Source organism: Methanoculleus sp. UBA430, assembly GCF_002506585.1.
Classification (GTDB): Archaea; Halobacteriota; Methanomicrobia; order Methanomicrobiales; family Methanoculleaceae; genus Methanoculleus.
This window is the reverse complement of record NZ_DAXW01000012.1, coordinates 84,270-105,241: the sequence shown is the minus strand read 5'-3', so window position 1 is coordinate 105,241 and position 20,972 is coordinate 84,270. Positions and strand designations below refer to the sequence as shown.

General features: G+C 61.7%; 20 protein-coding genes and 2 tRNA genes. 10 read left to right on the top strand and 12 right to left on the bottom strand.

The features are described from left to right. The first annotated feature begins 91 nt into the window (after nt 1-91). Nucleotides 92-454 (top strand): PhzF family phenazine biosynthesis protein, encoded by a 363-nt coding sequence (locus tag BRA49_RS09995; protein WP_292385695.1) that lies wholly within the window; start codon nt 92-94, stop codon nt 452-454. On the opposite strand, the gene BRA49_RS09990 is transcribed toward BRA49_RS09995, so the two are convergent. Both BRA49_RS09990 and BRA49_RS09985 read right to left on the bottom strand, forming a co-directional pair. Further along, nucleotides 423-1,487, bottom strand: coding sequence for a PhzF family phenazine biosynthesis protein (locus BRA49_RS09990; RefSeq protein ID WP_292385693.1), 1,065 nt, complete (start codon nt 1,485-1,487; stop codon nt 423-425). The genes BRA49_RS09995 and BRA49_RS09990 overlap by 32 nt on opposite strands. A gap of 141 nt (nt 1,488-1,628) precedes the next feature. After that, nucleotides 1,629-2,321, bottom strand: coding sequence for a hypothetical protein (locus tag BRA49_RS09985; RefSeq protein ID WP_292385691.1), 693 nt, complete (start codon nt 2,319-2,321; stop codon nt 1,629-1,631). A 310-nt stretch (nt 2,322-2,631) separates the two neighbouring features. Between BRA49_RS09985 and BRA49_RS09980 the strand changes: the two genes are divergently transcribed. After that, nucleotides 2,632-4,155: a transglutaminase-like domain-containing protein gene (locus BRA49_RS09980; protein ID WP_292385688.1), complete on the top strand. Its 1,524-nt coding sequence runs from the start codon at nt 2,632-2,634 to the stop codon at nt 4,153-4,155. Nucleotides 4,156-4,214: 59 nt separating this feature from the next. Here the strand turns inward: BRA49_RS09980 and BRA49_RS09975 are convergent, their stop codons facing one another. From BRA49_RS09975 to BRA49_RS09955, 5 genes are all read right to left on the bottom strand, one after another. Continuing rightward, complete coding sequence (locus BRA49_RS09975) at nt 4,215-5,273, bottom strand: NAD(P)-dependent alcohol dehydrogenase (RefSeq protein ID WP_292385687.1); 1,059 nt, start codon at nt 5,271-5,273, stop codon at nt 4,215-4,217. 266 nt (nt 5,274-5,539) lie between these two features. Continuing rightward, nucleotides 5,540-5,611 (bottom strand) — tRNA-Arg (locus BRA49_RS09970). A gap of 52 nt (nt 5,612-5,663) precedes the next feature. Continuing rightward, the gene (gene hypD, locus BRA49_RS09965; protein WP_292385685.1) at nt 5,664-6,695 is read right to left on the bottom strand and encodes a hydrogenase formation protein HypD; all 1,032 of its coding nucleotides are present in this window, start codon (nt 6,693-6,695) and stop codon (nt 5,664-5,666) included. Between the two features lie 64 nt (nt 6,696-6,759). After that, entirely contained in the window at nt 6,760-7,686 is a 927-nt protein-coding gene (locus BRA49_RS09960; RefSeq protein ID WP_292385682.1) for a radical SAM protein, read from the bottom strand. A 49-nt stretch (nt 7,687-7,735) separates the two neighbouring features. Further along, nucleotides 7,736-8,917, bottom strand: a complete 1,182-nt coding sequence (locus tag BRA49_RS09955; protein ID WP_292385680.1) for a tetratricopeptide repeat protein — start codon at nt 8,915-8,917, stop codon at nt 7,736-7,738. 180 nt (nt 8,918-9,097) lie between these two features. Between BRA49_RS09955 and BRA49_RS09950 the strand changes: the two genes are divergently transcribed. The 5 genes from BRA49_RS09950 to BRA49_RS09930 all read left to right on the top strand — a co-directional run bounded on the left by BRA49_RS09950 (nt 9,098) and on the right by BRA49_RS09930 (nt 11,334). After that, nucleotides 9,098-9,829 (top strand): sugar phosphate isomerase/epimerase family protein, encoded by a 732-nt coding sequence (locus BRA49_RS09950; RefSeq protein ID WP_292385678.1) that lies wholly within the window; start codon nt 9,098-9,100, stop codon nt 9,827-9,829. Nucleotides 9,830-9,908: 79 nt separating this feature from the next. Then, a tRNA-Thr gene (locus BRA49_RS09945) sits at nt 9,909-9,981 on the top strand. Between the two features lie 137 nt (nt 9,982-10,118). Beyond that, complete coding sequence (locus BRA49_RS09940) at nt 10,119-10,448, top strand: nucleotidyltransferase family protein (RefSeq protein WP_292385677.1); 330 nt, start codon at nt 10,119-10,121, stop codon at nt 10,446-10,448. Then, entirely contained in the window at nt 10,445-10,789 is a 345-nt protein-coding gene (locus BRA49_RS09935) for a DUF86 domain-containing protein (protein ID WP_292385675.1), read from the top strand. The genes BRA49_RS09940 and BRA49_RS09935 overlap by 4 nt, the downstream gene beginning before the upstream one ends. Before the next feature lie 107 nt (nt 10,790-10,896). Continuing rightward, nucleotides 10,897-11,334, top strand: a complete 438-nt coding sequence (locus BRA49_RS09930) for an FKBP-type peptidyl-prolyl cis-trans isomerase (RefSeq protein WP_292385673.1) — start codon at nt 10,897-10,899, stop codon at nt 11,332-11,334. Nucleotides 11,335-11,403: 69 nt separating this feature from the next. Here the strand turns inward: BRA49_RS09930 and BRA49_RS09925 are convergent, their stop codons facing one another. Then, nucleotides 11,404-12,126 (bottom strand): P-II family nitrogen regulator, encoded by a 723-nt coding sequence (locus tag BRA49_RS09925; RefSeq protein WP_292385671.1) that lies wholly within the window; start codon nt 12,124-12,126, stop codon nt 11,404-11,406. A 13-nt stretch (nt 12,127-12,139) separates the two neighbouring features. Beyond that, nucleotides 12,140-13,666: a DUF1538 domain-containing protein gene (locus BRA49_RS09920; protein ID WP_292385669.1), complete on the bottom strand. Its 1,527-nt coding sequence runs from the start codon at nt 13,664-13,666 to the stop codon at nt 12,140-12,142. Between the two features lie 178 nt (nt 13,667-13,844). Here BRA49_RS09920 and BRA49_RS09915 point away from each other — a divergent pair, with 178 nt between their 5' ends. Next, the gene (locus tag BRA49_RS09915) at nt 13,845-14,159 is read left to right on the top strand and encodes a ferritin family protein (protein ID WP_292385668.1); all 315 of its coding nucleotides are present in this window, start codon (nt 13,845-13,847) and stop codon (nt 14,157-14,159) included. A gap of 178 nt (nt 14,160-14,337) precedes the next feature. Continuing rightward, on the top strand, nt 14,338-14,739 hold the full coding sequence (locus BRA49_RS09910; RefSeq protein WP_292385666.1) for a cupin domain-containing protein: 402 nt from the start codon (nt 14,338-14,340) through the stop codon (nt 14,737-14,739). Nucleotides 14,740-14,776: 37 nt separating this feature from the next. On the opposite strand, the gene BRA49_RS09905 is transcribed toward BRA49_RS09910, so the two are convergent. Beyond that, nucleotides 14,777-15,040, bottom strand: coding sequence for a hypothetical protein (locus BRA49_RS09905; RefSeq protein WP_292385664.1), 264 nt, complete (start codon nt 15,038-15,040; stop codon nt 14,777-14,779). A gap of 61 nt (nt 15,041-15,101) precedes the next feature. After that, nucleotides 15,102-16,184, bottom strand: a complete 1,083-nt coding sequence (locus BRA49_RS09900; protein ID WP_292385662.1) for an AI-2E family transporter — start codon at nt 16,182-16,184, stop codon at nt 15,102-15,104. Between the two features lie 255 nt (nt 16,185-16,439). On the opposite strand from BRA49_RS09900, the gene BRA49_RS09895 reads away from it, so the two are divergent. After that, nucleotides 16,440-18,107 carry a potassium/proton antiporter gene (locus BRA49_RS09895; protein WP_292385660.1) on the top strand — a complete coding sequence of 556 codons (1,668 nt, stop codon included), beginning with the start codon at nt 16,440-16,442 and terminating at the stop codon, nt 18,105-18,107. A 47-nt stretch (nt 18,108-18,154) separates the two neighbouring features. Here the strand turns inward: BRA49_RS09895 and BRA49_RS09890 are convergent, their stop codons facing one another. Further along, complete coding sequence (locus BRA49_RS09890; protein WP_292385658.1) at nt 18,155-20,638, bottom strand: PAS domain-containing protein; 2,484 nt, start codon at nt 20,636-20,638, stop codon at nt 18,155-18,157. Between the last annotated feature and the right edge of the window lie 334 nt (nt 20,639-20,972).

The window sequence follows — 20,972 nt, the reverse complement described above, 5'->3', positions numbered from 1 at the left end:
GCATCCGGCGACCACCGGGAGCGCAAGCGGTATCCTCCGGGAGAACGGACGACTCCCGTTCATCATCGTCCCGGTAAAGAGCCTTGAATCCGTGCGGCGGGCGGCGATCGACCACGATGCCTACGAAACGCTCATCCGCACGACGGAAGCAAAAACCGTCTTCATCTTCTGCCCGGAACCCTACCGGCCGGAGAACACGTTCAACGCCCGGATGTTCGCCGACCACTTCGGCGTGTCGGAAGATCCGGCAACCGGCAGCGCGAACGGGTGCCTTGCCGGCTACCTCCTCCGGCACGGCTACTTCCCGGGCGACTCGCTCGATATCCGCGTGGAGCAGGGCTGCGAGATACACCGCCCGTCCCTGATCCATTGCAGGGCGGAGCGGCACGGGGAGTCTATTACGGTGCAGGTCGGCGGCAGGGTCATTCCGGTTGCCCGGGGGGAGCTCCTGTAGAGAGAACGTAACTCCCGTCGATCCGCACCTGGCCCCACCCCCCGAACATGAGCCCCCCCTCTTCCGGGCGGAGCAGGCGGATGATGTTCGGGTTCGCCCGGTTCGGCCCCTGCTCGATGACGAGCGACCGACTGGTCCAGAGGTTCTCCCGGATGAGGAAGTTTCCCAGCGCGGCGTTCCCCGAGCCGGTCGCCGGGTCTTCCAGGTACCCGAACGGCGGGGCGAAGACCCGGGTGTGCAGGTCGTGCTCCGGAAACGCCGTCTCGCGGGTGTAGATGGTGACCACGTCGACGGAATGAGCGAGGGCGAACGTGCGGAGCGTCATGTAGTCGGGGGAGCATCTGACGCATGCGTCGAGCGAGACGAGGGGGACGAGCAGAGTATCGAGGCCGGCGTTCACAATGCCGATAGGTATCGCAGGATCGATATCCCGGACGCCGAGGCCGAGGGCGGCAGCGGTCTCTGCAGTATCCGGACGTGCATCGGAGAACGCCGGCTCGGGAGCCCGGATGTAGACCATGCCGTCCTCGCCCGTCCGGTTCAGCACCGTGACGACACCTCTGTTCGTCCGGAGGCGGAGGCTCTCCCGGTCCCTGAACCGGTCGTCGTTTTGCACCACATCGCCCATGATGGCTATCGTCGCGTGGCCGCAGAACTCGACCTCCCGCTCGCAGGAGAAGTAACGTATCGCAAGATCGCATACCCCCGGCATGCCCTCGCGGAGAAAGCCGACTTCCGAGACAAAACCCTTCAGTTCACGGGCTATCCGCTGCATATCCTCATCGCTGATCTCATCGTCCGGGAGGAGGGAGATGTATCCCGCGGGGTTCCCCGGCGACCCTCCCGATGCAAAAGCATCGATCTTCTTGAACCGGTAACGTTTCATGAACTCATCTCTTTCATGTGCCGGCAGTCCCCTGCCGTTCCAGATACCGTTCCGGCCCTGGCGGTGCCTGCCGCAGACCCCGGAACCGACTTCGGGCGTCGATCCAGCGATCGTACTCTCCCGGAAGGGAAAGAGTTTACCATACATCCGGGCGATCCGCCGCGTCGGGAAGCGGTGGTTTGCTTCTTACCCCCACGGGGATTCCGGGAACCATGCCGCACGGCCGGGCTCTTCGGAGGGGGGTGAGACTGCTGCTGCCGAGCAGGAACAACAAAAAAGAGTGAGGGGTCAATTCTGCTTTCTGCCTGCAACCAGCAGCCCCACGATCAGTAGCGCCCCGCCGACAACAACCGGGGAGAGAGGCGATTTCTGCGTGGGAACCGGTGTCGGTGCGGGGTTCATCGTCACGTAGAGGTCGACCGTCTCGCCTTTGGCGGGGTGCCGGTCGATCGTGCCCGTGTAGGGCTGATACCCTTCCTTCGTCACGGTGTAGGTCGAATACGGCGTCCCGGTCGTGTAGACCTGGACGGAGAGGACGCCCTGGTTGATGGTGCCCTTGACCTCATTGTCGAACTGGACGGTTGCGCCGTCAACGTTGGCGTGGACGGTGTACCAGCCGATATCTCCCCCGATTATCGGTCCCTGTGTGGGCTGGACCGGGTTGATAGTCGCGTAGAGATCGAAGACCTCGCCTTTCCCGGGAACAGAGGTTACGTCTCCGTAATACGTGGTGTATCCGTCTTTCTCGACGCGGAACGACTGGTAAGGAGCGCCGGTAGTGTAGACCGCGACGTACAGCACGCCGGCGTCGATCGTGCCCTTGTATTCGTCGTCGAAGTAGACCTGTGCTCCATTCACGTTACCGTTGACCGCATACCACCCGTTGTCTCCGCCTACGGGCGGCTGAGCACTCGCAGGAAGGACGATGGCACAACAGGCAACAAGCAAAATTACCAGAAAATGGCGTAAAACGCTCTTCATAAAAGCCTCCGCTTCAATTAATAAAATATCTATTTGCATATATGCCTTCCTTTCTTATCGCGCCAAAAATACAATATTAAATGTACTTTATGAGATGAATTTTCGAAATTTTCCTCAGCCACGGCCATTGTGTGCCCCGTGCGAAAATTCCAGCAGGAACGCACCCGCGCACGCTCCTCCGGGTAAGGCGTCTCCTCATGGTCCGTGCCGGGACCCCGGGGGGCACGGAAAATTCCGAAAAATCCCCGGGCTGCCTGAAGAAGGCCCGAATAAATAAAAAGGCTTTCCCGATCCGTATATTCTCTCTTCCATGGATCACCGCACGATCACTGCTTTCCTGGTGGCATCCGTCCTGCTTCCCATCGCTGCAACAGGGTGCATCGCCACAACGGAAGAGAAGAACGATCCCGGTGCACCGGCCGACGAGGCCTACGCCCGGGGGCTCGCCGAGTATGGAGCCGCCAACTATCGTATCGCCGAAGAACGTTTCGGGGAGGCCTACGCCCTCTACACCGGCGCAGGCGATCTGGATAAGGCACGGACGGCACGAGATGCCATGTTCCGGGCGAACAGGACATATATTGAGTATCCTCTCAACAGATCCGCTGCAGAGGCAGCACTGCGGGAGAGGGTCCCCGGCATCACCGACGCGAGCATAGCCGACTGGCTGGATAACCGGGCCCAGACGATCGTCTCGGAGGGCGAGGCGCTCTACTCCTATGACGTCGCCGGCAACTACCTCTACGCGCACACCGATGAGATGCAGAAGCAGAACGAGAGGAATCTCGACTTCGACTACGTCGCCCGGTACGCCTGGTCGGAGAACCGATCCGGGGGGACCGGGCCATACGTAAACCCGGTACACTACGCCGGTGTCGAACGGCTCGAGATCCCGCGCGAGGCGCTTCCCTCATCCGGGATCCTGAAGATCTGGTTCCCCCTCCCGGTCGAGACGGATTCGCAGCGAAACGTCACCGTCGCGAACCTCTCGTGCCCTGACTTCATCGTCGCCGGCCCGTTCACCACGGGGGCCATCGGCTACGTCTACTACGAGATCCCGGCCGGGGCGGTCAACGGGGACCTCGTCCTCACGGCGGATATCGACTTTGTTTCCTATGAGCAGATCTTTAGCGGTATCGACCCGGCAAAGGTCGGGAAGTACAACACGAGCGACCCCGAGTACCTGCTCTACACCAGGTCCGAGAGGAACATCGAGATCACGGATGCGGTTCGGGAGAAAGCACGGGAGATCGTCGGGAACGAGACGAACCCGCACATCCAGGCGCAGATGATCTACCACTACATCATCGAGACCTACCCCTACAGCCACGTCCCGCACTGCTCGCTCGATGCCCGCGAGCCGAAGATCGCTGAGTCCACCTACATGTTCGAGACCGATCATGGCGACTGCGGCACCCAGAGCATGCTCTTTGCGGCGTTCTGCCGGTCGCTCGGGATCCCTGCCCGTGCCATCGGGGGCTACCAGATGCTCATCACTAAGACGCCCGGCACCCACTTCTGGGCGGAGTACTACCTGCCCGGCTACGGCTGGGTTCCGAACGACCCGACGGCTGCCGAGGCGGCCGACGGGGTTGTCATCTCCGACGAGAAGCGGTCGGCGTTCAAAGAGTACTACGCCGCAAATCTCGATCCCGCCCGTCTTGTCATCCAGAAGAACGTCGATGCTCCGATGAAGCCGGCCCTGCCGGAAGGTGCCGCCATATTCAGGATAGTCAGGCAGTACCCGGCGATCGTCTCCGATACGGCGGACTACGATATAGATCTCTTCGGCATGATGGACTGCTTCAGGGTCGAACTTGCGGCCGTCGACTGATCCCACCCACTTTTTGACGCGGAGGTATCTCCGGTATTCCAAAAAAGAGAGGTTGCCGTCTACTCTTCAACGATGACGACCGGTTTGATCAGGTCTTTGGGCTTGTCTTTCATCAGGAGAAGGGCCTCTTCGAGTTTGTCGAAGCCCTTGAAGACGTGCGTCGCCATGAGCGCGGGGTCCATGCGCCCGTTCATCACCACCTCGGCGAGCCGCTCCATCCGCACCCTCCCACCGGGGCAGAGTCCGGTCATGATGTTCTTGTCCGCCATCCCGAACCCCCAGCCGACCCGGGGGACGGGTATGACGTCCTTGTCGCCGACACCGCTGCCGAAGTAGTTGATGTTCGAGATCACCGACCCGGGCCTCGCCACGTTGATCGCGTCCATCATGATCTCGGGGCCGCCGCCGGCGATGATCACGGCGTCGACGCCGGTTCCGCCGGTTTTGTCAAGGATCTGGTCGACGGTGCTCCCGTCCTTGTAACTGATGATGTCTGTCGCACCATACTCTTTCGCTACTTTGACGGAAGCAGGCCGGGTCCCGACGGCAAATATCCTCCCGGCGCCCCGCAGTCGTGCGCCGGCGACACCGCACAGCCCGACCGGCCCGATCCCCAGGACGGCTACCGAGGACCCGATCTGGATCTTCGCGTTCTCGGCGCCCATGAACCCGGTGCTGAGCATATCCGGGAGCATCACCCCGGCCTCAAGCGACATGCCCTTGGGCAGGTGGGCGAGGTTGTAGTCTGCCAGGTTCACGTGGAAGAACTCGCCGAAGACGCCGTCCTTGAAGTTCGAGAATTTCCAGCCCCCGAGGGGCCCGCCGGTCTGCGAGGGGAACCCGCGTTGCGCGGCCTCCGTCTCCCAGTCCGGGGTGATGGCGGGGACGATGACCCGGTCGCCGGGCTTGAAGTCTTTGACCTCTTTCCCTACTTCGTCCACGATCCCGAGGGCCTCGTGCCCCAGGATGAGGTTGTGCCTGTCCCCGATTGCCCCTTCCCAGACGGTGTGGACATCGGAGGTGCACGGCGCGAGCGCCAGCGGCCTGACGATAGCGTCCCTTGGACCGCAGGCCGGTCGGTCCTTCTCGATCCATCCAATCTCACCGATCCGTAGCATTGCTAAACCTTTCATCGTTCACCTCGTTTCGATCCGGCCCGGATAGGTATAAGACTATAAAAAGGTGAGGGGCGGCGAAAAGAACCAGGATTCATAGATTCATAAAGCGAGGGTGAACGATACGCACGGGGGTTCCGACAGGACGCGATCGGCCGGGACCGGGTGAGGGGATCGGCCGGGACCGGGTGAGGGGATCGGCGGACAAGCGCGACGGTCGTGGTGCTGGAGGAACAGCGCCATGAAGGCGCTTGAAAATGAGAAGGAAACGCCCCGGCCGGGATTCGAACCCGGGTCGAAAGCTCCGGAGGCTTTCAGGATATCCACTACCCTACCGAGACTGCCATATGATGTTGTCGTGTATGGTATAAAAGGCCAGCGGAGGAGAGGGCGTCAAACCCTCCTCGATTCGTAGAGGTGCCAGATCTTGCAGGCTCCTTCGTGGCTGACCATGCAGGGGCCCACCGGGGTCCGCGGGGTGCAGACTTTCCCGAAGAGTTTGCAGTCCGAGGGCCGGGCGACGCCGCGCAGCACTCTATCGCAGATGCAGGCGGAGTGCTTGTCCACGTGCCGGATTGTGATATCGAACTTCTTCTGCGCGTCGTAGCCCTCGAACACCGGCTTCAGGCGGAGGCCCGACGCCGGTATCACGGGAAAGCCGCGCCATTCGACGTCGGACGGCTCGAAGACTTCATACATCAGGCGTTTTGCCTTGACGTTCCCTTCCCGGGTGACCACCCGCGGGTAGGCGTTCTCCACCCGGTGCACCCCCGCGCGGACCTGCTGCACCGCCATCAGGAGGCCGAGGAGGATGTCCTCCGGCTCGAACCCCGCGACGACCTGCGGGACGGGGAACCGCTCGTACTCCTCGTAGCCCATCACCGCGCAGACGTGCCCGGGAAGGATGAACCCGTCGAGCGCCGCCTCCCCCTGGCCGAGGAGCCACGCCATCGCCGGCGGGACGAGCCGGTGGCACGAGAGGATCGAGAAGTTCTCCGGCGGGCGGGCGAGGATCGTGGCGGCGACCGTCGGCGCGGTCGTCTCGAATCCGACCGAGACGAAGACGACCTCACGGTCGGGCTCCCGCCGGGCGATCTCCACTGCCTTATGGACGCCCTGCACCACCCGGATGTCCCCGCCGCTCGACTCGAGCGACCCCTTCGTCCCCGGGACCCGGAGCAGGTCGCCGTAGGTCGCGATGGTACAGTCCCGTTCCACCAGGTCGAGCGCGGCATCGATCTCGCCCTGCGGCGTGATGCAGACCGGGCAGCCCGGCCCCATCACGATCTTGAGTTTCGGGGGGAGAACGCTCCGGAGCCCGGCGCGGGCGATCGCCGCCTCGTGGGTGCCGCAGATGTGCATGAGCGTTATGTCCCGGTCGACGAGAGCGGAAAGCGTCGTGAGTATCTCCTTACCAACCGCCATGGATCCTCATACATATCTTTCGCCGGTACGGCATATTCGTGCCGGTGGTGGATACGGGCCGGGTTCAGGTCGCCCGGTAAAATACGCCCCTCTTTTCTCGCACCGGTTTGACTACCCCTTTCTCCTCCAGGACCCGGAGATACTTCGTCACCTCGGCCGGCCGGAGGCCGGAGGTCCGGGCGAGGTCGGCGACGGTGCTGGGGCGGCGCCGGAGCGTGGCGAGCAGGGTATCGGTGACTTCTCTCGCCTCCGGGACCATCGCCGATTCATCCGGCGCCGCCCCGATCACCTCTCCACCGAGCATTCCGGCGACCCGCTCAAGGGTCCGGGGAGAGGCCGCCCTCACCCGGATATCGGTTCCCGGCCGATCGAGGGTGTTCACCTGGACACGGTCGGGATTGATTGCCGCGACGGCGTCCCTCAGGCGCCGGACCTCCTCATCCGTGTCGTTTATGCCCGGGACGATGAAGACCTCGAGCCGGACCTCGCCGGGATACTCCCGGACGAAGGCAATGAGCCCCGCAAGCACCCGCCCGGCGGTGAGGCCCTGATGCGGGCGGTTGAGGGCCTGGAAGACCTCTTCGGAGACGGCGTCGAGCGACGGCACCACGAGGTCCGCCCGCATCAGGGCGGCACGGACAGCCGGGTCGGGGAGGAGCGCGCTCCCCGTCAGGACCGCGACCCGGTAGCGGGGGTAGCGGTCTTTGACGAAGGCGATGATCTCGCCGATTCCGGAATGCAGCGTCGGTTCCCCGGAGCCGGCGAACGTGACGTAGTCGAGGTCCGGGGCCGTCGCGAGATAGGCGTCGAGTTCCGCGATGACCCGGCCGGTCGGGACGTACTCGCGCCGCTCGCAGGTGAGGTCGGTCGTCTTGCCGCACTCGCAGTAGACGCAGTTATAGGTGCAGGTCTTCTGCGGCACCAGGTCGACCCCGAGCGAGATGCCCAGGCGCCGGGAAGGGACCGGACCGAAGAGATGACGGTATGGCATGAGGGTTATCCGGAGTAGTGTCTGGCATGCGGGAGCATCAGGGTTCTCCTCACGTCTCCCCTATCTTGAGCATCCTCGTGCAGAAATGGTCGACCGAGATGAAGACCGCCCGGTTGAGGCCGTCCGGGCGGGTCGGGGCATCGTCGGCGGTGATGAACTGGAGCAGGTCGACGTAGTAATTCAGCGAGGGGTATCTCCTGCGGAACTCATCCAGGCAGAGGGACGCCTGCCCCCGTCGCCCCCGGAAGAAGGCGTATGCATAATCGATGAGGCAGAGGATGTGGCCCGGCATCTTCATCGACTCGGCATGTCTCCGGAACTCGTTGAACTCTCCCTCGCGGGGGAGGTAGAGGGCGGTTCGGAGGGCGTAGTAGACCGGCTCGAGGTCGTCGGGGAACCGTTGCAGCATATCGCGGATGAGACCCAGGGCATCGTTGAGGTCGCCCTGCTCGAACTTGAGGTGGTAGGTCTCCCGGTAGAAGAACATATCACCGGGAAACCGAACGAGACCGATCTGCAGCATCTTCACCAGCGCCACGTCGTTGTTCTCCTGTTTTGCCCGTGAAAGACCGATCTCCAGGAACCAGCGGTTATCCGGCACCCACTCGGTCGCAAGAAAGATCATCACCCAGAACGGCTCGGCAAGCCACGGGTCCTGTTCGGGTTCCCCCCTGACCAGCCGCTGGAGGCCCGGCCGCAACTGCCCGAGTTCCTCCATGTGCTGGCGTGCGGTCTTTAAGTAGTTCCACCGTTCCGCGGCCGAGTAGCCGGGCTCGGCCGAGCCTTCCTTATACAGGAGATAATGGCAGTAGGCATGCCAGCACCCCACCGTAGCGTCGTGCTTGCGGTACGGCTGGAGGTAGGCCGCCGCCGCAAGCGGCATCCCGATCTTCATCAACTTGACGGCGGCCGCAAGATAGACGCCGGCCTTCCGCTCCTTCTTCCGCTTCATGCCGCAGGCGATATCGCAGACACGGCTGACGAACTTCAAGTCGTCTGCCCGCTTGCTGACGGTAAAGACCCGGTATACGATTGCATCAATGAATTCGTCGTGCGCCGCATCGGGGATGGGGACGCCTGCACGGTCGAGGATCGTGACGACTTTTCCGAAGAAGGAGGGGAAGTTCTCGTCGATGGCTTTGGCATTGGACTCGATGAAGGAGAAGACCTCGGTCTTTGATTTATCGAGGTGGTTTGAGATGACAACCTCCGGGACGAAGCCATCGACCATACCTATTCATTTGGGACGGAGGCAGCATAAACCATACGGATTGGCCCTTTTTACCGCCGGAGAGATGCCCGTGGGGCGGGTCATGAGCAGCCGGATGGCGGGGATGGCAGGACCGGTCGCGGGTATCCGGGCGATGTGCCTATGCCGAATCTATTTATCGTCCCGGCTGGAACACTCTGTATGTTTGGCATCTCCACTTACTGCCTTCACCGCGAGCCGCTCTCTCGCGCACTCGATACTCTCGCCCCCATGACCGATTGCGTGGAGGTGATGGATGAAGGGCTGCACTACCTCGCGAGCGCAGAACCGCTCGAGAGCCACACGTTTCGCTACTTCATCCACGCGCCGTCCCGGGGGGTCAACATCGCAAGTGTCCTTGAGCCCATCCGGCGGGCGAGCGTCGAGGTCCTGACGCAGACGTTCGCCATCGCCGCGGAGGTCGGGGCGGACGTGGTCATCCACCCGGGCTACTATGCGTGGATCGAGGAGCAGGCGCGGGCCACGGAGCGGTTCCGGCAGTCGCTTGAGGAACTGACGGCGGCGGCCGACGACCTCTCGGTCACGTTCTTCGTCGAGAACATGGGGAACTGGGAGTACTTCTTCCTGCGCTCCTGCGACGACCTGCCGCTCATCGACGGGATCGGGTTTGCGCTCGATGTCGGCCACGCGAACCTGAACGGGTGCCTGGACTGTTTCCTCGCTCACCCGACGGCACACTTCCATCTACACGATAACGACGGCACCGAGGACACGCATTCGCCGGTCGGGGCCGGGACGATCGACTTTTCGACCGTGATGGATGCCGTGCGCCGGAGCAGGGTGACGCCGATCATCGAGGTGGAGACCCTCGACGGGGTGACCGCCAGCATAACGGCGCTCGCGGCGATCGATGCCGCGGCTGAGGGGGAGTAGCGAGATCCCGCCCGGTTCTCACCCCGGTCCCGGCCGTAACCTTTTATAGGGTAAACCTCCAACATAATTGGTGCTTCACGCCTCAGTGGCTCAGCCGGTAGAGCGCGTCCTTGGTAAGGACGAGGTCGCGAGTTCGAATCTCGCCTGAGGCTTGGATATCATTTCTTTTTCGAAATTAGATCCCGGTTTTATCCCATCTGTCGCGGAGAGGAACCCCACTCTACTGGCAAAACCTCATATCTCGTGATGGCGAAGAGTTATCATCGGCGAATCCCGGAGGCGATCGATAGTGGAGGGATACCAATCCATCAAGCCAAGGGTTCTGGCCCTTCTTGAGCGTGAGCTCCCGACCCTCCGGGAGAGGTACGGCATCGAAACAATCGGTATCTTCGGCTCGGTATCGCGTGAGGAGGATACACCGGAATCGGATGTGGATGTCGTATACTCGTTCCGCCCGGAGATGGACACATACGAGAATCTACTGGACTTAGGGGATTTTCTTGAGGATTTGCTCCAGAGAAAAGTGGATCTGGTCTCTGTTGAGTGGATGGGCGAGAGATTCCGCGTATGCGTGATGAGGGAAGCCATCTTCTGTACGCCTGAGAGAGGTACGGTATGACGGAGTTGCGGTTGCGATATTATCTTGCGGATATTTATGAGCAATCTGAAAATATCATGAAGGCAACCGAGCGAATGAGTTATGAGGAATTTCTCAAAGATTCGCTGTACAACGCGGGTATCATCAGATTCTTCGAGATTATCGGGGAAACTGCGAAACATGTTCCGGATGACTTCCGGGATGAATACCCGGATATTCCATGGAGAAAGATTTCAGGCCTTCGCGACAGGCTGATTCATGATTATCCTGGCATGAATCTGAAATATGTCTGGACTCTGGCAACGGTAGAAATACCTATTCTGCACCGGCAAATTGGAGATATTCTCGCCGACCTGGAATAAATCATCCACAATGGGGAATTTTAACAGCGCTCATTCAGTGGCATGCTCCGGGATCCGCTGCACCCCAATGAATTAAAACCCCTGCCCGACAAACCGATCAAGCACCCATGCCACCCGTAACCGACGGCGACACCCTGCTCCTGCACTTCACCAGCACCCGCCCCGACGGCGAGATCTTTGAAGACACCCGGTCGGGCGAGCCGGTGCGGGTCACCCTCGGGGCGAACCAGATCAATCCCCTCTTTGAAGAGGCGCTGATCGGAAGAGAGCCGGGCGAGACGGTGACCGTGGTGCTGCCCCCGGAGAAGGCTTACGGGAAGTTTCGCAGGAAACTCGTCGTCACGATAAAACGCAAGAAACTGAAGCTCGATCACGAACCGGCCCCTGGAGACCTCGTCCGGGTCGAGGTGATGGGAAAGCCCTGCCTGGTGACCGTCGTCGACCTGGACGAGAAGAGCATCACCGTCGACGCCAACCACCCGCTTGCGGGAGAGACAATCACCTATACGATCACGGTCGAAGCAATCCTCCAGCGGGCCTGCTAGACCCCGTGCCCGCCCGTAACCTGCAATCGCGAGGGAATGCACGAGACAGCATCGCCGCCCGCCCCCTCTTCACACCTGCTCTGAACCTTCCGGCACTCCCGGGCCCGCGGATAATCCGGCAACGCCGTTCACCGGGAGAGAGAACGTAACGGCCCGGGCATCGGTCCGGGGCCCCGCTTCGGCGACGATCGCCTCCATGATGCGGCATCTCGATTCACTCTTCGTGACGATCAGGATCAGGTCTTTCTCGGGCAGGATGGCCACGCCGAAGAACTTCTCCATCTCCTTTGAGCCGGTACCCCGCGCGTGGACGACGGTCCCTCCCGTAGCCCCTGCGCCCTTGGCCGTCTCCATCACGACATCGGCAAACCCCCGGTTTGCAATAACCACGATCAGATCGTGCTCTCCTCTCTCTTCCATAACTTGCTCTCCCCTCTCTGTTTCCGATATGCCGAGCAGGCATTTCGCTGCCGGACCTCCGCAGACACTCCGGATGGGCAGCGTAAAGGCGATGCCGCGATTGGGTTTATCCGGGCCCACCACTTCACCGACCTGCCTGAGCAGGACGTCTGATGCTTCCGACGACATCGTGCTGAAGAGAAGCATCTTCTCCGTCTCCCCGAGCCCCAGGTAACTCAAGATCTGCGAGTTTGCCGTGCCCCTCCCGAGGGCCAGCAGGTTGAACGTCACACCCTCATGGGTAAACAGGTCCATGACCCGTTCATCCTGCCCGCGGTCGAATATCGTGACCATCAAGACGAGCGGTGCGCCGGGGGATGTCTCGTGCAGCATTTTTCATTCCTCGTTACAACTCAATATTCTCGATATTCTCCTTCTCAAAGGTTTCTCTTCCGGCCCGCTCCTTCTCCGCGGCCTTTGCCCTCCGCAACTTGATCTGATAGACCAATCCTATGACCTGCACCGTTATCAGCGGCATCATGGCCACCATACCAACAATCCCGAACGCATCCAGCAGCAAGGGACCGCCTACGGCATCGGTGGCGCCGAGGGCGAACGGGAGCAGGAATGCCGCCGCCATGGTGCCCGCGGCCACACCACCGGAGTCGAACGCGATCGCGGTGAAGATCTGGGGCACGCAGAACGTCAGCAGGAGGGCGACGGCGTAGCCCGGCACGAGGAAGTACCAGATCTCAATACTCGTAAGAATTCGGATCATGGCAAGGACAAGGGCAATCCCGACGCCGATCGAGAGGGCCAGCATCATGACCCGTCGCGAGATGGCGCCGTTCGTGAGATCCTCGATCTGCTTGTTGAGGATATGCACGGCAGGCTCCGCGGCGACAATGAAGGAACCGATGACGAGGCCTAATGGGATCAGGATCCAGTTGTACGGCAGCGACGCGATGGCACGCCCGAGGTAGGTCCCGGCGGGCATGAACCCGATGTACACCCCGGTCAGGAAGATCGTGAGCCCGAGGAGGATGTAGACGAGCCCCACGCCGATCCGGATCAACTGGCTTCTCGGCAGCCTCAAGCGCAACATCTGAAACGCCCCGAAGAAAACGACAATGGGCAAGAGGATGAGGCAGACCTCTTTGAAGAACCCGACCAGCCCCCCGGCATACAGCGCCACCAGTTCCCCGATGCTGTCTGCCGTGGCGGGGGTCTCAAAGGCGTAGCCGGTACCGGTGGGGTCGTAGAATATCCCCATGATCAGAACTGCCAGGATCGGCCCTATCGAACAGAGGGCGCACAACCCGAAACTGTCCTCCTCGGTACTCTTCCCTGCACGGACCGCCGAGACGCCGGCACCCAGTGCGAGGATGAACGGCACGGTGATGGGGCCCGTGGTGACGCCGCCCGCATCGAACCCCACGCCCATGTACTCCGGTGCGGTGAACGCGGCGACGATGAAGATCAGGGCGTAGGTGAGGATGAAGAGGTGGGAGATCCTGACCTGGAAGAGGATCCGCAACATGGCGATCACGAGGAAGATGCCCACGCCGAAGGCGACCGTGGTTGCGAGGACAAAGTCCGGCACGGCGGGGACCTGCCGGGTCAGCACCTGCAGGTCGGGCTCCGCCAGCGTCAACGCCAGGCCCAGCAGGAAACTGATCAGGATCATCAGCCAGAGGTTTCGCGACTCGGTCAGTTTCGCGCCTATCAGTTCGCCCATCGGCATCACGGCCATGTCGGCGCCGAGGGTGAAGGCGCTCATGCCCAGGATGAGCAGGACGACCGCCGGGAGAAAAAGCACCAGCGTGCCGAACGGCAGGGGCGCTAGAGTGAAGTGAAGCAGAAGAATAATAACCGCAATCGGCAGAACGGACTGTGCCGATTCTTTCAATTTATCCACCAGCGCTCTCTGCATACTCTGCGTCCTTGATATAGTTCGATACCGTGCGGATATATTTCTTCGTGATGCAACCGTCCGGGCGCGGAGCACCGCCCCGAACGGGCGGGACCCAACCTATATATGCCATGGCACCGCACGGCCCAAAACGGGGTCCGCCTGGTTGGGCCTCCATATCGAAGAGGAGACCGATGATATGCCCGAATTCAGCCATCCCTTTGCCGGGAACCACATGGAACGCAGACTGGACCGGGGAGAACTTATCCGGGCGATCCGGTTCTCGATCGCCGCCGAGTACGAGGCGATCCAGCTCTACGACCAGATCGCCGAGTCGACCGACGACCCGCTGGTCCGGAAGGTGATGCGCGATATCGCAAACGAAGAAAAGGAGCATGCAGGAGAGTTCCTGCGTCTCCTGCGGGAGATCGACCCTGACGAGGAGGGATTCTACCGGCACGGCTATGCCGAGGTCGAGGAGATGATCGGAGAGGTGAAGAAGGGCGGGGAGTGAGGTTGATAACACCCCGGTGGGGACCGGCACCTTCGGTTCCGGGATCAGGGGGATCCGGCGGAGAGGAACGCTCCCGCCTTCCTGGGCCGGGCAGCGCCTGCCGCAACCTAAATGATAAATAGTCCCGGCGCAACACATTGCAACGTATAAGCACTATCCCAAAAGGGAGGTCACACCAATGAAGAAAGGATTTATGGCAGATATCGAGACCGAGACCGTAAAGAACAACGACTTCCGCAGGGTCCTCTACACGGGGAAGTTCAGCCAGCTCGTGCTGATGTCGCTCAAGCCCGGCGAGGAGATCGGCGAGGAAGTCCATGACGACGTCGACCAGTTCTTCCGGTTCGAGGAGGGCGAGGGGAAGGTCGTCATCGACAACACCGAGTACAAGGTGAAAGACGGCAGCGCCGTGGTCGTGCCGAGCAGCGCGAAGCACAACGTGATCAACACGTCAAAGACCGCCAACCTCAAACTCTACACGATCTACTCCCCGCCGGAGCACCAGGACAAGGTCGTCCGGAAGACCCGTGAGGAGGCCATGGCCCAGGAAGAGCACTTCGACGGCAAGACGACCGAATAACCCTCCCGGGCACCCCATCTCTTTTTTGGGACGATGATCAGTCCCGCTCGATCTCGCCGCCGGCCTCCCGGATGGTCGTCTCGATCAGCCTGAGCAGGTCGGGGTCGTGGGTGGCAAAGTCCAGCATCGAGAAACCCGCCACAAGCGGGATCGGCTTGAATATCGCAAGCGGCTCTTTCCCGTCTCTCTTCGGGCTCTCGCCCGGGGCGATGACGGCGGTCGTTCCATCCGCCCAGACGGCAAGGTTCCCGTAGCCCTGTGCATCCCAGATCTGCTTGATGATCTCGCGTGTGTGGAGCATACTCACTTCCTGATAGGGAAGATGCCCGCCGGGATATCAACCTTCCGGGGGGATGCCGCTCCTACCGGGCCTCCGGCGCGCCGACGCCGCTGCCTTCACCCGGGGACACCCCCATAAAGAGGTGGTCGACCCCCAGGAGCGTGTTCACCCAGGCCCAGTCCTCGCTCGCCTGGAGGAGCATCAGGACGATAAGCGTGAGCGGAACGGCGAAGATCATCCCGGCGACGCCGAGCGCCCATCCCCAGAAGATGACCGAGAGGATGACCACGAGGGCGGGGATATCGAAGCGCCGCGATGCGAAGTGCGCAAAGATCGGGTTTTCTACCAGCGCGTTCAGGATGGCGACGGCTGCAATCACCGCAATCGCGCCCCAGGGCCCGAACTGGAGCCAGGCAAAGAAGACCGCCGGGAGTGCCGCGACGATCAGGCCGATGTAGGGGATGTATGCGAGCAGAAACGTCAGCACCCCCCAGAGGATAGCCGAATGCACCCCCATACCCCAGAGGAACGCACCGAAGAGGAAGCCGTGGACGAGGTTTGCCTCGGTCCTGACGATGACGAAGTCGATCAGGAACCTGCTCATGCGGGAGAACGCCTCGACGGTCTCGGTTCGGTCTCCCGTCACCTTCCGCAGGCGCTCAGGCATCCGCGGGGCCTCGAGGAGCATGAAGATCGTCGTGACTGCTATGAAGAAGAGATAGAGCAGAAGGTCTGCAATACTCACGGCGGACGAAGAGAGGAACCCGGCAAACCGCTCCAGGCTGACGGCGGATGGAGAGAACGAGCCCGTCTCGATACCGGACCGGTCCAGGAAGGCGAGAGCCTCCGAGAGCCTGGCGGTCAACTCCTGCTGGTAGAGGGGAAGATCCGCGATCAGGCTCTCAAACGAGAAGAGGACGGTGTAGCAGATGAGCAGGAGGAGAAGTGAGGCGATGACGGCGACCACACCGACGGCAACGCCCTCCGGCAGACCCCTCTTGCGGAGCGCTTTCGCCGCGGGATAGGCGATCATGGCGAGGATCATCGATACAACGATGAGGGTGACGATATACGAGATCGCCTGGATGCCGATGATGAGGAATATCGCCGCCGTCAGTAAGACTACGGTGCCGAGGGGCCGGGGAAGAACGGGAGTCTTTGCCATGCTGAGTGACGTGTTTGGCAACTATATCAATGCCGCGAAATGCCCCGGCGACGGTGAGGACGGATCCGGCCGTTCTACTCCACTGCCCCGACACCACCGGCCTCCGGAGCCTCCCGGACGGACGGCTCCAGGGTACTCCCGGCGATGCAGGTCAGCCTGCCGGGGAGTGCCCATGCCCCCGTTGACCGGGGACCTTCTGCTCCGTTCCCTCGCCCCCAAAGGTTAAACCCTCTCAACGGTGAGTTATACACACAGATGGTGCTCACTCTCGAACTCGTATTTGTCGGCATAGCGACGCTCTTCCTGATCAGCATCATAGCAAACAAGTTCTCAGAGAGGCTCGGGGTTCCTGCACTCCTTATCTTCCTCATCGTCGGGATGCTGGCTGGCTCGGAGGGTCCGGGCGGCATCCCGTTCGACGATCCCGCGATTGCACAGGTTATCGGCATCATCGCACTTGCGTATATCCTCTTCTCGGGCGGTATTGACACCCGGTTGGAACAGATCCAGCCCATTCTCTGGCCGGGGATCGCCCTCTCCACAATCGGCGTCGTCCTGACCGCTGCCCTTCTGGGCATATTTGCCGTCGTGGTCCTCGGGTTCCCCCCGCTCACAGGTCTCCTTCTCGGCGCGGTCGTCTCGTCCACCGATGCAGCAGCGGTCTTCTCGGTCCTGCGGACGGCACGGGCACGCCTGAAGGGAAACCTGCGGCCGTTCCTCGAGTTCGAGTCGGGGAGCAACGACCCCATGGCGGTCCTGCTCACCACCGGGATCATCGGCCTGATCCTTACTCCGGGCTCATCGATCCTGGATCTCGTCCCGACGTTCGTGCAGCAGATGGCGGTCGGGGGCCTGCTCGGCTACGCGCTCGGCAAGTTCATCGTCTATCTCCTGAACCGGATCAAGCTGGAGTCCGAAGGGCTCTACCCGGTGCTCACCCTCTCGATGGTGCTGCTGACCTACGGGCTGACCACCGTCCTTGGCGGAAACGGGTTTATCGGGATCTACATCGCCGGGCTTGTCGTGGGCAACAGCATCGTCGTTCATAAGAAGAGCCTGATCCGGTTCCACGACGGGATCGCGTGGCTGATGCAGATCGTGATGTTCCTTGCGCTCGGGCTGCTTGTCTTCCCCTCGGAGCTCGTATCGGCGTTCGTCCCCGGCCTTCTCGCCGCCCTCCTCCTGATCTTCATCGCACGGCCGGTCGCCGTCATGCTCACGCTGCTCCCCTGGAAGATGCCGCTGAACGAGAAGGCCCTGGTCTCCTGGGTGGGGTTGCGGGGCGCCGTCCCGATCATCCTCGCAACCTACCCCCTCGTCGCAGGGGTGCCCGGTGCAGAGATGATATTCAACATCGTCTTCTTTATCGTGATCATCTCGGCGCTGGTTCACGGGACGTCGATCCCCTCCGTCGCCCGCTGGCTCGGTCTCGCCGCCCCGCTCGAGGAGACCAGCAAACTCTCCCGGGAGTTCGAGGTGGACCCCGATACCCAGAGTGAGCTGCTCGAAGTGGTCATACCGTGCGACGCCACAGCAGTGGGCAAGCAGGTCGTCGACCTCGGGCTGCCGAGAGGCGCCCTCATCATCCTGCTGCAGAAAGGGGAAGAACGCTTCGTCCCCGGCGGCAGCACCGTCATCGAGGCCGGCGACACGCTCCTTCTCCTGACGACGGACGACCTGGCGGATACCGTCCGCGCCAGACTGCTCAGCCCGAAAGAAAAGAAAGAGACACCGCAATCAACAGCCCTCACCGTGCAGGAATCCCCGGAGGGTATACCCGATGTCGACAGGATCCCCTCCGGAACGGCGACCCGGGTCCGAGCGCAGAACTCGCCGGAGGATATACCCGACGTCGACCCCCTCCCCGGGCAGGAGGATTCATCGGAGGATACGACCGGGAGCGACCCGTCATTGCCGCGGTGAGACCGGGGGCGGGGAGGCGAGAGCTTCTCCGGTCATTGCCGTAGGCCTCAATCCTGCTTCGCCAGCGTGAGCGTGAACCGGAATGCCGCCCCGTCCTCCGGACAGCCGGGCACGCGGTCCTCGATCCAGATCCTTCCTCCGTAACGCTCGACGAGCGTCCTGCATATGAAGAGCCCGAGCCCGTCGCCCTTCCCCCGGGCCTTCCCCCGCTCGAACCGGTGGAAGAGTTTCCCCTTCACGTCGTCGGGCACGCCGGGTCCGTTGTCCTCGACCGTCACCAGCACCTCGCCGTCCCGCTCCTCCGCCCGGACGACGATCTCCACGTCCGGGCCGCCGAACTTGACGCTGTTGCCGATGAGGTTCATGAAGACCGTGGAGAGGAGATTGTCCGCCAGGACCTCGAGCGGTGGGACCTTCTGCCGTATCGATGCTCTGCTGAAATTTCCAATCTCCTCTTTTATGACTCCGTTGAGGCTTACCGGCGCGAATTTCGTCAATTCTGTATGGATCCGCCGGATTGTCGCCACGTTCATGAGGATCTCCGTGCTCCGCGCGATGCTGTCGTGGAGTCTTTGAGCGTAGGTCTTCTCGGTGCCCTCAAGGAGGTCGAGCATGAGGTCGGCGTAGATGCCCGAGACGTTGTTCGCGTTCCTGATATCGTGCGTCATGATGTCGAGATACAGGTTTGCCTCCCGGTGCGCCTCCTCCAGACCGGCGATCAACCTGTTCCGCTCCTTTTCGGCCTGTTTTCGATCGGTGACGTCGCGAGCGTTCACGATGAATCTCCGGTCTCTCCCCTCCCCGAGCAGGTTTGCACCCGTAACGTCGAGGAATATCCACCGCCCGGCCGCATGCCGGATCCTGATCTCGAAGGTGAGTCTCGCCGATGGCCGGGTCGCTGCGGTTCTCATCGCTTCCACCACCCCCGCGAAATCATCGGGATGCGTGAGGTCGAGTATGTTCATGCCGATGAGGCCTTCAGGGTCGTAGCCGCCGATCCGCTTCACCGAGGGGCTCGCATAAGTGATGCACCCGTTCGTGTCGAGAAGTATGATGATATCGGACGCGTTCTCGATGAGAGAACGGAAATGTTCCTCGCTCTCCCGGAGGACCCGGTTGAGATGCACCAGTTCGTTGCTCTTCTCCTGGAGTTGCCCGGTGGTGAATTGCAGTTCTTTGTTCTGGACCTCCATCTCTTCGGCGAACTGCTGCAGTTGTTCCAGGAGCTCCTGCCTCTGTGCTTCCACCCGTTTCAGTCCGGTGATCTCCGTTCCGACGGCAATGATTCCGGTGATCGCTCCCTGCAGATCCCGGAGAGGCGTTTTTGTCGAGTAGTAGATCCGATCGCCGATCTCTTCCTCAAAGGTCTCGGTGATCCCGGTCTCCATGACGCGCTGCTCGTGGGCTACGATGGGTTCCCCGGCCTCCGGACCGAGGAGTTCGGCTTTCGACTTCCCGAACACCTCGGGGTGCGGTCTGCCGATCATCCGGAGCACGGCAGGGTTGCAGATCACGAGCCGGCTCCGGCGATCGGTGACATAGATGGGTGCCGGCGTATTCTCGCAGATGGCATTGAGGATGGCGTTGGCCTTCGCGAGTTCGTCCGTACGTTCGATCACGCGCTGCTCGAGCGTCTCGTTCAATCTCTGCAACGCCTCCTCGGCACGCTTGCGCTTTGTAATGTCGATGCCGACCTCTAATATGTGGGGGGAGCTGTCCGCTTCGGTGAAGGGGAAGTCGAAGATATCGTAATCATGGTTGTCCGGCCCGGTCCACTCCCAGTGGTGGGGCGCCTTTGTCTTCAGGACACGATAGGTCTCGCAGTTCTCGCAGGGCTCTGTGCGTGAGAAGAGGTACTCGTAGCAGCGCCGGTCATCCGACTCCCCGAATCGTTCCCGGAAGAAACGGTTCGCGAAGGGCACCCGATAATCCGGCGAGAGCAGGATCACGTACACCGGCAGCGTCTCCAGGACGTCGTAGAGACGCTGCCGCTCGGCCTTCACCGCCTCCTCCGCCCGGACGCGTTCGGTGATCTCCGCCTGCAGGGCCTCGTTCATCTCCCGGAGCCTCTGGGTGCGCTCCAGAACGCGCATCTCCAGTCTGTCGTTCGCTCTCTTGAGCGCCTCTTCGGCCCGTTTGCGCCCGGTGATGTCCTGGCCCTGGGCGATGACCGAGGTGACCGTTGCCCGATCGTCACCGTACACGGCGGCGGAGTTCCAGAGGACCGTCCGGATCCTGCCGTCTGCCGTGAGGATGGGGATCTCGACGGTCTCCCACCGCTCCCCTGCCGTCGTCTTCCGGATGAGATCCATCAACTCTTCACGCCGTGTTTCGGGAAAGAGGATCTCCGGCGACCGGCCGATGACCTCGCCCGCGGTTCGACCCGTCAGCCGCTCGAAGGCGTTGTTGAACCTCGTGATCCTGAGGCCTACGTCCCAGACGATGATGGGGGCGTTCGCGTAGGTGATCAGGTTCTCCAGGTACTGGGTCGTTTCGGCCATCCTTTTGAGCAACGAATCATCCAGTGCCAAATCTCGGATTCTCCTTCAAACGACGGGTTGCCAGGCGGAGCGAGCTCGCCGGAAGCCCGCCCCGGCTGGCCGGGGCGTTTCACCGGTCTTGTTGTTCTCGGCTCCGATATACTTCATCCTTCACCTTCGGACATCTGGGTTTTGCTCTCCCTGAGCGGGATGTATACCGCCCCTGTGGCAGGAGTATCTTCGTGCCCACTTTCGCCATTTCTGCCTGAAATCCTGGATTCCTCACCCCGATGGCGACAGTGGGGTTCTCAGGGTGATCATGCCTGCCATCCCAAAAGAATCTGATAACCCATCCTCAAAAACTACTGCATTCAAAGGATTTCGG